Genomic DNA, 15,019 nt, shown 5'->3' with positions numbered 1-15,019 from the left:
ATGAAGACTCTGGTTATTGCCGAACACGACAGTGCCGCGCTGGCGCCGGCCACCCTCAATATCCTGGCTGCCGCCGCAAGGCTCGGTGGCGAGGTGGATCTGCTGGTTGCCGGGCAGGACTGCCGCGCTGTGGCCGATGGGGCTGCGGCTGTCGCGGGCGTGGCCCGCGTGATCCTCGTCGATGCGCCGGCCTACAAGGATCAGTTGGCCGAGAACCTGGCCGCGCTGGTGGTCGCACAAGTACGTACAAAGTCATACGGCGCGGTGCTTGCGGCGGCATCGGCTTTTGGGAAGAATCTCGCTCCCCGCGTGGCGGCGCTGCTGGATGTGGCGCCGGTGTCCGACGTGGTGTCGATTGCCGCGGTCGGCCGTTATGTACGGCCGATCTACGCCGGCAACGTGCTGGTGTCGGTGGAGTCCGACGAGCCCGTGCAGGTGCTGACCGTGCGGCCGACGTCCTTCGACGCGGTGGCCGCAACGGGCGGTGCCGCAGCGGTGGAAGAAGGCCAGGCCGAGGCCGACCTGGGTCTGTCGCGCCTGGTGGGCCGGGCGCTCAGCAAATCGGAGCGCCCCGAACTGGGTTCTGCTGCTATCGTGGTGTCGGGCGGGCGCGGGCTGGGCAATGGCGACAACTACCAGCAGGTGCTGGCGCCGCTGGCCGACCGGCTCGGCGCGGCGTTGGGGGCTTCGCGGGCGGCGGTGGACGCGGGCTACGTGCCCAACGACTACCAGGTCGGCCAGACCGGCAAGATCGTCGCGCCGGGGCTGTACCTGGCGGTCGGCATCTCCGGCGCCATCCAGCACCTGGCCGGCATGAAGGATTCGAAGGTGATCGTCGCGATCAACAAGGATCCGGATGCGCCGATCTTCCAGGTGGCCGACTACGGTCTGGTCGGCGACCTGTTTGAAGCAGTACCGCAACTGACTGCCAGCCTCGCCAGCTGAGCGTCCCCAGGGCCGGGCTGTACCCAGCCGGCCCCCGCGGGATGCCAGGAAGAAAGAGCGAAGCGGCAGAACAAACATATAAAACAAAAGCATGACCGGAGGAGAGGTGACGTGGCAGAGATTGAACTGGACATGGCGGTGTACGACCGCATCGTGGGGGGACTCTACGATGCGGCCCTCGACAGCCGGCGTTGGGGAACCGCGCTGGAAGCCCTGCGGGAGCTGTTCGCCGCCAATTTCGTGACACTGATCCTCCGGGTGCCCGACGTCACCGATGTGGGCTTGATGATCTCGGTCGGCGAACTGCCGGGCGGTATCGGCGGCAAGGTGGTCTATCACACCTACCAGCACACCACGACGCCCTTCGTGAACCAGCCGGCCGACAAGGTGTTCACCGTCGAAGACCTGATGAGCGAGTCCGAGTGGCGGCAGAGCGCCTATTACCAGCACTGGTGCGAACCCCACGGCGTCTTCCACGTGATGGGGGCCGATATCGCCACGCCGGAGGCCGGCAAGCTGCGCTTCCGACTGACCCGGCCCGAAGGCGCGCCGCCGTTCAACGAGCACGAGCGGCGCCTGTGCCAGACGCTCATCCCGCACCTGCGGCGGGCCCTGCAGGTGCATAACCTGCTCGACCGCAGCGAATCCCTCGGCACCCTGTATTCCAAGGCCATCGGCCGCCTGTCGGTGGCCACGATCGTCCTCGACGAGACCGGCAAGGTGCTCGACCAGAACCTGATCGCCCAGGAAATCCTCGATAGCGGCGATGGCCTCAAGCTGGTCGGCGGCAGGCTGGAGGCCACCTATCCGAGCGACAACCGCGGCCTGCAGCAGCTCATCCGCAGCGCCTTCTCGCGGCAAGGGGGCGAGCGCCTGGTGCCCGCCGAGGCGATCTCGATCTCCCGCCCGTCCGGGCAGGTGAACCTTGGCGTGGTGGTGGAGGCGGTGCCGTCCAGCGAATGGGCGGAAGGCAAGGGCCAGCCGGCGGCCATCGTCTATATCCGCGATGCGGCGGGCAAGTCCCTGGCCAGCACCACGGTGGCCAAGCAGCTCTTCAACCTCACCCCGGCGGAAACCGCGCTGGCGATGGAGCTGGCCAACGGCCTGTCGCTGGAAGAGGCGGCGGAAGCCCTCAACATCCGGCGCAATACCGCCCGCGCCCATCTGCGTTCGATCTTCTCGAAAACCGGTGTGCGCCGGCAGACCGAGCTGGTGCGCATCATGCTCAACAGCGTGGCACCCCTCAGCCACCGCTGATCGCAAGCCCTTCAGCCCGGCCGCACATGGCCTGGGCCTTCTGTCGTTCCGCCATCGATCCCCGCCGCACCCCTTCGGGTGCCGCGGGGTTTTGTCACGCCTGCTGTACGGCGTCCGGCCAGCGTGGACGGCGCCCCGTCCGATCTTAGGGGTTGGCCAGGCGCCGACCCTAGTCCGGGCGGACGATGTTTGTGCAATTCCCTCGTTGGGATACTGAATCGTCGCCGCTCAAGGGCGGATTCTCTGGGGATAACACTCAATGACCGATGTCTTCATCTACGACCACGTGCGCACGCCCCGCGGCAAGGGCAAGCCGGATGGCGCGCTGCACGAGGTCACGCCCGTCAACCTGGCCAGCCAGGTGCTGCAGGCCCTGCGTGCGCGCAGCGGTTTCGACAGTGCGCTGGTGGAGGATGTGATCCTGGGCTGCGTGGTGCCGGTGGGCGAGCAGGGCGGCAACATCGCCCGCATCGCCGCACTGAATGCGGATTTCGCGCAGAGCGTGCCGGGCGTGCAACTCAACCGCTACTGCGGCTCGGGCCTGGAGGCGGTCAATTTCGCGACCGCCAAGGTCGGCGCCGGCCAGATCGACCTGGCCATCGGCGGCGGTGTTGAGAGCATGTCCCGCGTGCCGATGGGGGCCGACGGCGGCGCCTGGGCAACCGACCCGCAGGTGGCCTTCAAGACCTATTTCGTGATGCAGGGCATCAGCGCCGATCTGCTGGCGAGCAAGTACGGCTTCAGCCGCCAGGACTGCGACGCCTACGCGGTGGAGAGCCAGCGCCGCGCCGCCCAGGCGTGGGCGGAAGGGCGCTTCGACCGCTCGGTGGTGGCAGTGAAGGACATTCTCGGTCTGCCGCTGCTGGCGCGCGACGAGATCGTCCGCGGCGATACGACGCTGGAAGCCCTCGGCGCCCTCAAGCCGGCCTTTGCCGAGATGGGCGCCAAGGCCGGCTTTGATGGCATCGCGCTGCAGCGCTACCCGCAGTTCGAGCGCATCGAGCACGTCCATCACGCCGGCAACAGCTCCGGCATCGTTGATGGCGCCGCGGCAGTACTGGTGGGCAACCGGGAAGTCGGCGAGCGCCTGGGCCTCAAGCCCCGCGCCCGCATCCGCGCTGCGGTGACGGTGGGCTCCGAGCCAACCCTGATGCTTGACGGGCCGGCTGCTGCCGCCCGCCTGGCGCTGCGCAAGGCGCGCATGGCAACGGGCGACGTGGGCCTGTGGGAGCTCAACGAGGCTTTCTCCTCGGTGGTGCTGGCCTTCCTGGCCGAGATGGGCGTCGCCCACGAACGGATCAACGTCAATGGTGGGGCCATCGCGATGGGCCATCCCCTCGGCGCCACCGGCGCCATGATCCTCGGCACGCTGCTCGACGAGATGGAGCGGCAGGACGTGGCCACCGGCCTCGTCAGCCTGTGCGAAGCGGCCGGCATGGCCTCGGCGACCCTCATCGAACGCGTGTGAGCACGGAACGGAAATCATGATCGACTACTTCAAGTACACCGTCGACGCGGACGGCATCTGCACGCTGACCATCGACCAGCCCGGCTCCGCCGCCAACGTGATGGACCGCAACTTCATCGCCAGCTTCCGCGCCAATCTGGAAAAGGCCGTGGCCGACGACGCGGTGAAGGGCATCGTCCTGACCTCCGGCAAGAGCTCCTTCGTGGCCGGCGCCGACCTAAAGTCCATGGAAGCCGCGCTGACGACCAAGCAGGACGCGGCGACCCTGTTCGAGCAGTGCTGGGACTTCTCCAGTCTGCTGCGCCGCATGGAGACCTGCGGCAAGCCGGTGGCGGCAGCCATCAACGGCGCGGCCCTCGGCGGCGGCTTCGAGATCTGCCTGGCCTGCCATTACCGGGTGGCATCCGACGCGCGCGGTATCGTCGTCGGCCTGCCGGAAGTCGGCGTGGGTCTTTTGCCGGGCGCCGGCGGCACCCAGCGCTACCTGCGTCTGATCGGCGTGGCCAAGGCCTTGCCTTTGCTGCTGCAGGGCAGCCAGCTGAAGGCCGAAAAGGCCCGCGAGGCCGGGCTGATCCACGCCGTGGTGCCGGCTGCCGAGCTGCTGGCGGAAGCGAAGCGCTGGCTGCGTGAGGCTGCCGACCCCGTCCAGCCCTGGGACAAGAAAGGCTTTCGCATCCCCGGCGGCAACAGCCCGCTGCAGCCCGAACTGGCCCAGCTCTTCATGGGCACCGCGGCCAACCTGCAGGCCGGTACCTTCCACAACCTGCCGGCGCCGCTGGCAATCACGTCCTGCCTGTATGAAGGCATGCAGCTGCCGATGGACAAGGCGCTGCGGGTCGAGTGCAAGTACTTCGTCAAGCTCAACCTGGATCCCGTGGCCGGCAACATGGTGCGCACGGTGTTCATCAACAAGGGCGAGGCGGACAAGCTGGTGCGTCGCCCGGCCGGCGTGCCGACCCGCCGCCATGAGCGGATTGGCGTACTCGGCGCTGGCCTCATGGGCGCCGGGGTGGCCTACGTCGCCGCCCAGGCGGGCATCGACGTGGTGCTGATCGACCGGGATCAGGCCAGCGCCGACAAAGGCAAGGCTTACAGCGAGACGCGCCTGCGGAAGGACCTGGAAAAGGGCCGTGTGAGCGCCGACAAGCTTGAGGCCATCCTCGCACGCATCCACCCGACCACGGACTATGCGGCCTTGCGGGACGTCAGCCTCGTCGTCGAGGCCGTGTTCGAGGATCGCGCCGTGAAGGCCGAGGTGTTCGCCCGCGCGGAGGCGGCGATGCCGGCTGATGCCGTGCTGGCCAGCAACACGTCTGCACTGCCGATCACCGGCCTCGCGGAAACCACACGGCGGTCCAACAAGATGGTGGGCCTGCATTTCTTCTCGCCGGTGGAGCGCATGCCGCTGGTGGAGGTGATCCGCGGCCGCCAGACCGACGACGCGGCCCTCGCCGAAGCGCTGGACTTCGTCGCCCAGCTGCGCAAGACGCCGATCCTGGTAAACGACAGCCGCGGCTTCTTCACCAGCCGCTTCATCGGCGCCTTCATCAACGAGGGTGTGACGATGGTCGCCGAAGGCATCAACCCGGCGCTGATCGAGAACGCCGCGCGCATGGCCGGCTACCCGGTAGGCGCGCTCAGCATCTCCGACGAGATCGGGCTCGACCTCGCGTACAAGGGCGCCCAGCAGCAGGCCAATGACCTCGGGCCGGACTACGTGCCGGGCTCGTCGGTGGACATCATCACGACGCTGGTGGCCGGCCATGAGCGCCACGGTCGCAAGAACGGCAAGGGCTTCTACGACTACGCCGCCGACGGCAGCAAGCGCCTGTGGCCGGGCCTCGCCGACATCTGGCCGAGGATGCCGGAGGCCGAGCAGCCGACGGTGGACGAGGTCCGGACGCGAATGCTGTTCGCCCAGTTTGCCGACGCGGCCCGCTGCATGGCCGATGGCGTGCTCGTCGATCCGGCCGACGGGGATATCGGCGCCTGTTTCGGCGTGGGTTTCCCGATCTACCTGGGTGGGCCCTTTGCGGCGATGGACACCCTCGGTATCGCCCACGTGGTGGCGGAATGCGACCGCCTGGCGGCCACCTATGCCGCCGACCGCTACGCGATTCCACAGCTGTTGCGGGACATGGCGGCAGAAGGGCGGACCTTCTACGGGCCGAACCGCATCGTGCCGCCGGCGGCCCGCTGAGATGGCGATCCCAGAAGCCTTCGCCGGCCGGCTGACGCTACCGCTGATCGGCTCGCCGATGTTCCTCGCCAGCGGCCCCCAGCTGGTGCTGGCCCAGTGCAAGGCCGGCGTGATCGGCACTTTTCCGACGCTCAATGCACGGCCCGCCGAGGCCCTCGACGAATGGCTGACGCGTATCCGCCAGGATCTGGAGGACTGGGACGCCACGCACCCCGAACGACCGTCGGCGCCCTTCGGCGTCAACCTGATCCTGCACCGCTCCAACCCGCGCCAGCAGGAAGACCTGGCCCGTGTGGTGGCGCACCGGGTGCCGCTGGTGATCACCTCGGTGGGGCGTCCGGACGCGGTGGTGCAGGCGGTCCACCGCTACGGCGGGCTGGTCTTCCACGACGTGATCAGCGTGGCCCACGCCAGGAAGGCCGTCGTTTGCGGCGTGGATGGGCTGATCCTGGTCTGTGCCGGCGCCGGCGGGCACGCGGGCGACAGGTCGCCCTTTGCGCTGCTGGCCGAGGTGCGCGAGTTCTGGGATGGGCCCATCGCGCTGGCCGGTGCGCTGTCGGACGGCCGCGCGCTGCGCGCGGCGGAGGTGATGGGGGCCGACCTGGGCTACATGGGCACCCGCTTCATCGCCACCCGCGAATGCGCCGCCGAGGCCGGCCACAAGGCCCTGGTGGTGCGGGATTCGGGCGACGACATCGTCTACACGCCGGTCTTCAGCGGCATCCGCGCCAACTACTTGAAGGCCAGCGTCCGCGGAGCCGGCATCGACCCTGACCAGCTGGAGGGCGTACAGACCGGCGGCAAGGACGACCTCTTCGCCGCTATCGGCAGCCAGCCCAAAGCGTGGAAGGACGTGTGGTCGGCGGGGCAGGGGATAGGGACCATCCACGACATCCCGAGCGTCGCCGAGCTGGTGGCGCGGATGCGCCGGGAGTACGCGGACGCTGCCGCCACGCCGGCCCGCTTTGCCTGAAGTCTTATGGCCCAGGGCAATAACAGACATAACGAACAAGGAGGAGACATGACTCAAGCCAAACCCCTCGCCGGGGTGCGCGTGCTCGACCTGACCCAGTTGCTTCCCGGCCCCATGTGCACGCTGCACCTGGCCGATATGGGCGCCGAGGTCATCAAGATCGAGCCGCCCCGCGGCGGCGACCCGACCCGCGGACTCGACGGCGAGCAGTTCAACGGGATGTTCCTGATGCTCAACCGCAACAAGCGTTCACTGGCCCTCGACCTGCGCTCGGAGGAGGGCGTTGCCGTGCTGCATCGGCTGGCCGAGCGGGCCGACGTGCTGGTGGAGGGCTTCCGCCCCGGCGTCGCTGCGCGCCTGGGCATCGGCTACGCCCGGCTCGCGGAGATCAACCCGCGCCTGGTGTATTGCTCGATCACCGGTTACGGGCAGGACGGCCCGCTGGCTCAGGCCGCCGGACATGACATCAACTACGAGTCCCTTGCCGGCGTGCTGGAGCAGACTGGCGTGGCCGGTGGCCCTCCGGCTCAAGGCAATTTCCCGGTGGCCGACCTGGCCGGCGGCGCGCTGTCTGCGGCAATGGGCATCCTCGCCGCGCTGCTGGGGGCCCGCAGCACAGGGCGTGGCAGCCACGTCGATGTGGCGATGACCGACTGCCTGATGGTGCACAACATCATGAGCACGGTGTCCTGGCAGCGTGCCGGCCAGGCGGTGCCGCGCGGCGCCGATTACCTGTCCGGCGGCATCGCCTGCTACGGCGTGTACGAGACCGCGGACGGCCGCCACCTGGCCGTTGGCGCCATCGAGCCGAAGTTCTGGACTGTCTTCTGCGACGCCATCGAACGGCCCGAGCTGTACGCCCGTGGGCATGTGGGCGGTTCCAAGGGCGCCGAGGCGCGGGAGGAGGTCGCTGCCGTCATCCGCTCGCAGACGCTCGCCCACTGGCAGGCCGTGTTCGCCGATGTGGATGCCTGTGTAACGCCGGTGCTGCGGGTGGATGAGGCGGTTTCTCATCCTCACGCGCAGGCCCGCGGGCTGCTGCGCGAGGACGTCCATCCGCTGGCCGGTAGTCATTCGAGCTACGCCTTTCCGATCCGCATGAGCGGCTACCGCCTCGACGAGGCGCACCCCGCACCGGCCCTCGGGGCCGACAACGCCGCGATCTACGCGGAACTCGGCCTCGCCCCCCAGGCTGCCTGAACGCCGGCCCCGGCAAAGGAGACACGATTGATGCAACGTACTTTCAACCTGGCCGACCTGTTCGAGATCGTCGCCGCACAGGTGCCCGAACGCACCGCCGTCGTCTGCGGCGCCCAGCGCCTCAGCTACGCGGAACTCGACGCGCGGGCCAACCGCCTGGCGGCGCTGCTGCAACAGCGTGGCGTTGGCCCCGGCGATACGGTCGGCCTGCAGCTCTACAACGGCCCTGAATATCTCGAAGGCTTTCTGGCCGCCTGCAAGCTGCGGGCGCTGGCGGTGAACATCAACTACCGCTACGTGGCGGACGAGCTGCATTACCTGTACGCCGACGCACAACTCAAGGCGCTGATCTATTCGGCACCGCTGGCTGCGGTAGTCGAACCGGTGCTGCCGGATTTCCCCGGCATCGCACTGGCGCTGCGCAGCGGCGCCGACTACGAGGCCGCGCTGGCCGCGTCGCCCACTAGCTACGCGCTTCCCCAGCGCAGCGACGAGGACATCATGCTGCTGTACACCGGTGGCACCACCGGCATGCCGAAGGGCGTCATGTGGCCGCACCGGGCGCTGTTCTTCGGTGCCCTAGGTGGTGGTGGCTTCTACCGCCGGGAAGGGCCGGTCAGCCGGCCGGAGGAGCTGGGTGACGTAGCCCGCGACAGCTTCCCGTTGCGCTTCTTCCCGGTTGCCCCGCTGATCCACGGCGCCGCCCAGTGGGCCACGCTGGCTTCGCTGTTCGCCGGACACACCGTGCTGATCCGCGACGAGGTCGAGTTCAGCGCCGACAAGGTGTGGGACCTGGCCGCCCGCGAGCAGGCCAACATCATGTCCATCGTCGGCGACGCGATGGCGATGCCACTGCTCAACGCGCTGAAGGCCCATCCAGGCCGCTGGGATCTGTCCAAGCTGATGAACTTCGGCTCCGGCGGCGGGCTGTTCTCGGCCCACGTGCAGGCCGAACTGCGCGAGCGGCTGGGCGGCGCGGCGGTGAACGACAGCATGGGTTCATCGGAAGGCGGCGTGCTGGGTGGCGGAAGCCGGCCGACGGAAGGGGAAGGCTTCATCCGCTTGGCGCCGCGCCGTGACATCGCGGTGATCGCCGAGGACCGTAGCCGCCTCGTCGGCCCCGGCGAGCACGGCCTGCTGGTGCGCGTCGGCCACGTACCGGTGGGCTATTTCGGCGATCCGGAGAAGTCGGCGCAGACCTTCTTCGCCTTCGAGGGTCGGCGCTATGTGAACACGGGCGACATGGCCCGCGTCGATGCGGACGGCTCCATCGTCGTGCTCGGGCGCGGCTCCCAATGCATAAATACCGGCGGTGAAAAGGTCCATCCGGAGGAGGTGGAGGAGGTGCTGCATCGCTATCCTGGCGTCGAGGATGCGCTGGTCGTGGGCATTCCCGACCCGGTCTGGGGGCAGCGCGTGTCGGCGGCCATCAGCCTGCGGGACGGGGTCGCACCGGACGCAGAAGCGGTACGTGCGTTCTGCCACCAGCATCTGGCGGGCTACAAGGTGCCCAAGTCGCTGATGTTCGTGGACCGCATCGTCCGCTCGCCGGCCGGCAAGGCCGATTACCGTTGGGCGCGCCAGCAGCTGGAGGCCGGGCTCGAAGCCATTTCACGCGCCGTTCAGGAAAATTGATGATCAACCAGAAAGAGGAAACAAGCATGCCAACAACCATCGTTACCGGCTCTGCGTCAGGCATCGGAGCTGCCGTCTGCCGTGCGCTGCAAGCGGCAGGCCAGCGGGTGATCGGGATCGACCGCCAGAACGCCGAGATCATCGCCGACTTGTCCACGCCCGCGGGCCGTCGTGCTGCCATCGACGCCGCGCTGGCCGCCTGTGATGGCGTCCTCGACGGACTGGTCTGTTGTGCCGGCCTTGGCGTCACCGCGCCGTCGAGCAGCCTCATCGTTGCCGTCAATTATTTCGGCATGAGCGAGCTGGTGGATGGCTTTGCCGACGCGCTGGCCAAGGGCGCGCAACCCGTGGCGCTGTTGATCGGCTCCGTGGCCTCCGTGCAGCCGGGCGCCGACAAGGCCCCGATGGTGGAAGCCATGCTCGGCGGCAACGAGGCGGAGGCACTGGCCGCCGCCGATGCCCTCGGCCGGCCGGAGGTGGCCTACGCGTCTTCGAAGTATGCGGTGAGCGTCTTCGCCCGCCGCAAGGCGGTGGAGTGGGGCAAGCGCGGCATTCGCCTCAATGTGGTCGCACCGGGCGCCGTCGAGACGCCGCTGCACAAGGCGTCGCTGGACGACCCGCGCTTCGGCCAGGCGGTGAAGAACTTCGTCGCGCCCATCGGCCGCGCCGGCACGCCCGACGAGATCGCCCACGTGGTGGCTTTCCTGCAGTCGCCACAGGCCAGCTTTGTCCATGGCGCGGTGATCTTCGCCGACGGCGGCATGGACGCGATGGTGCGCTCCGCGCGTTTCTGAGCGCCTGATCCTGCAGTGTCGATGGCCGGCCGATGAGGTCGGCCATTTTTCATTCGGGGCCGGGAGGAGGGCGGACTAGTTCAAGCAAGGGATGGCAGGGGCTGCTGCGACGCCGACAATGCACGCAGATAACCCAAGGCGAGACAACTTGAAGCCGCAGGGGCCGAAACGGAAGAGCGCATACGCGCTGTGTACTGAAGCAGGTGGACGGAGATGACTGGCGAACGCGATTCCATGGAATTCGACGTCCTGATCGTAGGCGGCGGCCCGGCAGGCTTGTCGGCGGCGATCAGGCTCAAGCAACTGGCCGCTGAAAAAGGCCAGGATTTTTCGGTGTGCCTGATCGAGAAGGCCGCCGAGATCGGCGCCCACATCCTGTCCGGCGCGGTCATCGATCCGCGCGCGCTCAACGAACTCTTCCCCGACTGGAAGGCGATGGGCGCGCCGCTCAACACGCCGGTCTCGGAAGACCGGGTGATCTTCCTGTCGGAAAACGGCGGACGCCAGATCCCCAACGGCCTGCTGCCGGAGGCCTTCCACAACGAAGGCAACTACATCGTGCGTCTGGGCAATCTGGCCAAGTGGCTCGGTGAGCAGGCCGAGGCGCTGGGCGTCGAGGTCTATCCGGGCTTTGCCGGCGCCGAGTTGCTGCTCGACGACAACGGTGCCGTCGCTGGCGTGATCACCGGCGACATGGGCGTGCTCAAGGACGGTAGCCAGGGCCCGAACTTCCAGCCCGGCATGGAGCTGCGCGCCAAGTACACCCTCTTCGCCGAAGGCTGCCGCGGCCACCTGGGCAAGCAGCTCGAAGCGAAGTTCTCGCTGCGCGACGGCGTCGACCCGCAGACTTACGGCATCGGCCTCAAGGAGCTGTGGGAGATCCCCGCCGGCCAGCACGTGCCGGGCCTCGTCGTGCATACGGCCGGCTGGCCGATGGATACGGCCACCTACGGCGGCGGCTTCTGCTACCACCTGGAAGGCAACCTGGTGTCGGTCGGCTACGTGGTCGGCCTCAACTACACCAACCCCTATCTGTCGCCTTTCGAGGAGTTCCAGCGCTACAAGACGCACCCGGAGATCCGCCAGTTCCTCGAAGGCGGCAAGCGCCTGGCTTACGGCGCGCGCGCGATTGCTGCCGGCGGCCTGCAGAGCCAACCCAAGCTGGTCTTCCCCGGCGGCGCGCTGATCGGCGACGACGCGGGCTTCCTCAACGCGGCGCGCATCAAGGGCAGCCATGCGGCCATGAAGTCCGGCATGCTGGCCGCCGAGGCTGCCTTCGAGGCCCTTGCCGCCGGCCGCACCCAGGACGAACTGAGCGCCTTCCCGGAGCGCTTCAAGGCCAGCTGGCTGCACGCGGAGCTGCACAAGACCCGCAACTTCAAGCCCTACATGAAGAAGGGCCTGTGGCTCGGCTCCTTCCTGTTCGGCGCCGAGCAGAAGCTCTTTGGCGGCAACGTGCCGTGGACGCTGCACAACCACGCCGACCACACGACGCTGCGTCCGGCCGCCGAGTGCCAGCCGATCGCCTACCCGAAGCCGGATGGCAAACTGACTTTCGACCGCCTCTCGTCGGTGTTCCTGTCCAACACCAACCACGAGGAAGACGAGCCCTGCCACCTGCAGCTGAAGGACGCCTCGGTGCCGATCGCCATCAACCTGGCCAAGTACGACGCTCCCGAGCAGCGTTACTGTCCGGCCGGCGTGTATGAGATCGTGCGCAGCGAAGAAGGCGACAACCCACGCCTGCAGATCAACGCCCAGAACTGCGTCCACTGCAAGACCTGCGATATCAAGGACCCCACCCAGAACATCAACTGGGTCGTTCCTCAAGGCGGCGAGGGGCCGATCTACCAAGGGATGTAGCAGCACGAACCATTTTTCGGGGAATGCCGGTCAAGCAGGGACGGGGGAAATTGCCTCCCTCTCCTCAAAAGACTTCCCGTCTCTGTGGCATTCCCCATTTTTACGTGCCGAGAATGGGCAAGAGTCGCGGAGCAGAAGGTTGCTTGGTCCAGTGCTGCGATGTGGACGGCGGTAACAAGTAGAGCGGTGCCGGTTACGCGAAACCGTATGGATGCAGGCCACATGTATATGCTTGTGCAGCCGATCAATGAGAAAATTAGCCCGCAATAAATACTTCTGAAAATTACTGTTTTCAGAAGTATGAGGTGTGGCCTAGTTCAGAAAACGGTGTCTGCGCGCCTCTGTGCATGCCCTGTTGACATCTGCATGGCCTTTGCTGAAAATATTTCTCCACTTTCCTGCCACCTCTTTTCAAAGGAGACATCAATGCCTGCTGCAGCCAACTTGAAGGAAACAACGCGCTGAGACCGTAGGCATTGTGCTGCCCGGAACTCGCGCAAGGCGAATCCGGGCTGGGAGAAAACGAAACCCCTGGCCGTTGCCGGGGTTTTTGTTTTGGGCTTCCCTTTCCGTCCCGGATTCCATGAAGAGCGGCAAAGCAAAGCCGCTGCAAGAAATTCAGGAATCACCATGGGCATACAAATTGAGTTGAACAAAGGTCGCGTGCCGGTCAAGGTCTGGACGCGCGACATCGAGCCGGAAGCAATCCGGCAACTGCTGAACGTCGCGTCATTGCCGATCGTGCATGGCCATGTGGCTGCCATGCCGGACGTACATGCAGGCATCGGCGCCACCGTCGGTAGCGTTATTCCGACACTGCGCGCCATCATCCCCGCCGCAGTCGGCGTCGACATCGGCTGCGGCATGAACGCCGTGCGTACGTCGCTTACCGCCAATGCACTCCCGGACAACCTGCGCGGTCTGCGGCTGGGCATCGAAAGCGCTGTGCCGGTCGGTTTCAACCAGCACGCGGCCAGCCGCATGCGAGGCAGCGCCCTGCAGCGTGTCGGGCGGACGCTGAACGACCGGCTGGACGTGGTCGTCGGCAAGCATCCGGGACTGATGAAGATGCAGCGCCGCTTCAACGAGACCTGGCTCCGCCAGATCGGCACGCTGGGTGGCGGCAATCACTTCATCGAGTTGTGCCTCGACGAGGCGGACCGGGTGTGGATCATGCTGCACTCGGGCTCGCGCGGCATCGGCAACGTGCTGGGGCGCTATTTCATCGCCGCGGCACAGAAGGACATGCGGCGGCATCAGATTCACCTGCCCGACCAGGACCTCGCCTATTTTTCCGAAGGCTCGGACCTGTTCGACGACTACGTCGAGGCGGTTGAATGGGCACAGGACTATGCGTTCCTGAACCGCAGCCGGATGATGGCGGCGGTCACCGAGGCCCTGAAGCCGCTTTTGCCACCTTTCAGGCTTGAAGACGAAGCGATCAACTGCCACCACAACTACGTGGCGCGGGAGGAACACCTCGGGGAGCGCCTTTTCATCACCCGCAAGGGCGCCATCTCGGCTCAGGCGGGAGAATTGGGAATCATCCCCGGCAGCATGGGCACGAGGTCCTACATCGTCCGTGGGCTGGGCAATGCCGAGTCATTCTGCTCCTGCTCCCATGGGGCGGGACGACGGATGAGTCGCAGCGCAGCCAAGCGCCGGTTCAGCCGCTTCGACCTCGAGGCGCAGACCGCCGGTATCGAGTGCCGCAAGGATGGCGGCGTGGTCGATGAGATTCCGGCCGCGTACAAGGATATCGATCAGGTGATGGACAACCAGCGTGATCTGGTGGAAGTCGTCCATAGCCTGAAACAGATCCTTTGCGTGAAGGGGTAAATGATGGCGGCCAAGAAGACTCTCCTCGTCCTGCCCCAGACCAAGCCGCGCAATCCCTTGCTGGTACCGGGCCTGACGCGCCGCGCTGGCCCGCACGGCAAGACACGCAAAGCCGTTCGCCAACAGATGCGGCAACGTACCCAGCAGGCCATCACGGCCCTGTTGAACGGTGACAAAACGGAATTCGAAATCGACTGACCCCGCCCGCTCCGCCGCGGAGCGGCCCTTTTTCAAGGAGAAAACCATGAAACCACCGATTGCCCGAACTTTTGCGCATGCAAGCACGAACGCTTACCAATTAATGGAAACCCGACTTGGATCACCACACTATCGACGAAATCCTCGCTTGCCTTCGAGGTGAGCGCACCGTCTATCCTTACTACCGGGAGCGCCACAGCATCGGGCTGCTGCACCAGTTGAGCCGTCACGGCCGGCGAAGCGAGCCGCTCAGCGTCGCATCCCTCAAGAAGTCCCCGTACGCGCCGCTCCTGCAGAAGCCGCGGATCAAATCCGCCCTGGCCAAGCTCGGTCACGACCGGATCGACGATCTGTTCCTCGCTGCACACGACCACGACCCGGGCCAGGAGTATTTCGACACCTGGGGAAGTGAACGACGCGCCGGGTGGCAGCGCCGACAGACCTCACGGCCTGGTCTGAATCTCGTCCTGCAACTCAATTTCAGCAACGACCACGATCGCCGCTACCAGCGACTGGGCGGCCGGCATTCACTGTTCAACTACAACGGCCATTCTGTTTCGAGCAGCCGTAATACTTTGGCGTGTGGGCACGCATCGACCTTGATTAGGGTAGCAATTGCGCCCTGATCGAAGAAATCCAGTCCGACT

12 protein-coding genes are annotated in these 15,019 nt (G+C 66.6%); all 12 read left to right on the top strand.

Annotated elements, in window-relative coordinates; translation table 11 throughout:
- Positions 1-945, top strand: coding sequence for an electron transfer flavoprotein subunit alpha/FixB family protein (locus AC3QL2_RS23390; RefSeq protein ID WP_493236284.1), 945 nt, complete (start codon positions 1-3; stop codon positions 943-945).
- 111 nt (positions 946-1,056) lie between these two features.
- The gene (locus tag AC3QL2_RS23385; protein WP_493236283.1) at positions 1,057-2,202 is read left to right on the top strand and encodes a helix-turn-helix transcriptional regulator; all 1,146 of its coding nucleotides are present in this window, start codon (positions 1,057-1,059) and stop codon (positions 2,200-2,202) included.
- 259 nt (positions 2,203-2,461) lie between these two features.
- Positions 2,462-3,670, top strand: a complete 1,209-nt coding sequence (locus AC3QL2_RS23380) for an acetyl-CoA C-acetyltransferase (protein ID WP_493236281.1) — start codon at positions 2,462-2,464, stop codon at positions 3,668-3,670.
- Positions 3,671-3,686: 16 nt separating this feature from the next.
- Positions 3,687-5,870 (top strand): 3-hydroxyacyl-CoA dehydrogenase NAD-binding domain-containing protein, encoded by a 2,184-nt coding sequence (locus tag AC3QL2_RS23375; protein WP_493236280.1) that lies wholly within the window; start codon positions 3,687-3,689, stop codon positions 5,868-5,870.
- 1 nt (position 5,871) lies between these two features.
- Positions 5,872-6,843, top strand: coding sequence for an NAD(P)H-dependent flavin oxidoreductase (locus AC3QL2_RS23370; RefSeq protein ID WP_493236278.1), 972 nt, complete (start codon positions 5,872-5,874; stop codon positions 6,841-6,843).
- 48 nt (positions 6,844-6,891) lie between these two features.
- On the top strand, positions 6,892-8,043 hold the full coding sequence (locus tag AC3QL2_RS23365) for a CaiB/BaiF CoA transferase family protein (RefSeq protein WP_493236276.1): 1,152 nt from the start codon (positions 6,892-6,894) through the stop codon (positions 8,041-8,043).
- Between the two features lie 30 nt (positions 8,044-8,073).
- Positions 8,074-9,678 carry an AMP-binding protein gene (locus tag AC3QL2_RS23360; RefSeq protein ID WP_493236274.1) on the top strand — a complete coding sequence of 535 codons (1,605 nt, stop codon included), beginning with the start codon at positions 8,074-8,076 and terminating at the stop codon, positions 9,676-9,678.
- Between the two features lie 26 nt (positions 9,679-9,704).
- Complete coding sequence (locus tag AC3QL2_RS23355) at positions 9,705-10,472, top strand: SDR family oxidoreductase (RefSeq protein ID WP_493236273.1); 768 nt, start codon at positions 9,705-9,707, stop codon at positions 10,470-10,472.
- Positions 10,473-10,706: 234 nt separating this feature from the next.
- On the top strand, positions 10,707-12,335 hold the full coding sequence (locus AC3QL2_RS23350; protein WP_493240311.1) for an electron transfer flavoprotein-ubiquinone oxidoreductase: 1,629 nt from the start codon (positions 10,707-10,709) through the stop codon (positions 12,333-12,335).
- Between the two features lie 630 nt (positions 12,336-12,965).
- A complete protein-coding gene (locus tag AC3QL2_RS23345; RefSeq protein ID WP_493232721.1) occupies positions 12,966-14,174 on the top strand; it encodes an RtcB family protein in 1,209 nt (402 codons plus the stop codon).
- Positions 14,175-14,372, top strand: coding sequence for a hypothetical protein (locus tag AC3QL2_RS23340; protein ID WP_493232720.1), 198 nt, complete (start codon positions 14,175-14,177; stop codon positions 14,370-14,372).
- 116 nt (positions 14,373-14,488) lie between these two features.
- Positions 14,489-14,998 (top strand): hypothetical protein, encoded by a 510-nt coding sequence (locus tag AC3QL2_RS23335; protein ID WP_493232719.1) that lies wholly within the window; start codon positions 14,489-14,491, stop codon positions 14,996-14,998.
- Positions 14,999-15,019 lie beyond the last annotated feature (21 nt).

The sequence above is a fragment of the Zoogloea sp. GW822-FHT05C07 genome (assembly GCF_058800215.1).
Note: the sequence above shows the minus strand (reverse complement) of the source record. Positions and strands in the feature narration are given on the sequence as shown.